Origin of the sequence: Pseudoalteromonas sp. CR1 (assembly GCF_019392235.1) — a bacterium.
GTDB lineage: Bacteria > Pseudomonadota > Gammaproteobacteria > Enterobacterales > Alteromonadaceae > Pseudoalteromonas.
Genome location: NZ_JAHXRM010000522.1, coordinates 1 through 245, shown reverse-complemented (window position 1 = coordinate 245; position 245 = coordinate 1). Strand labels below are relative to the sequence as shown.

Here is a 245-nt window from a genome sequence, read left to right as displayed (position 1 = left end):
CACCGGGATTTTGTAGGTCTCGGGGTAGCGCTTGAACATCGCCACTTGGCCGTCGGAGAGTTTGGCCTTGTACTTGTCCACCGTGGCGGCGGTAATCACGAACAGCGGTTTTTCATTGGCGAATGGGTCGGCGAGAAAGCCCTTGCTGTCGACTGCGCCGGCGTTTTTCGGGATGCCACCGGTCCAGGCCGGGATTGAGCCATCGGCGTTGCCGGCTTTTTCGGCGCCCACCGGCGTCAGGCTGG

At 62.0% G+C, this 245-nt stretch carries 1 protein-coding gene; it reads right to left on the bottom strand.

Annotation, left to right across the window (positions count from 1 at the left end; genetic code table 11):
* Positions 1 to 245: DUF1329 domain-containing protein (locus KZZ04_RS20395; protein WP_219424063.1), on the bottom strand; the 245-nt coding region annotated here is incomplete at both ends.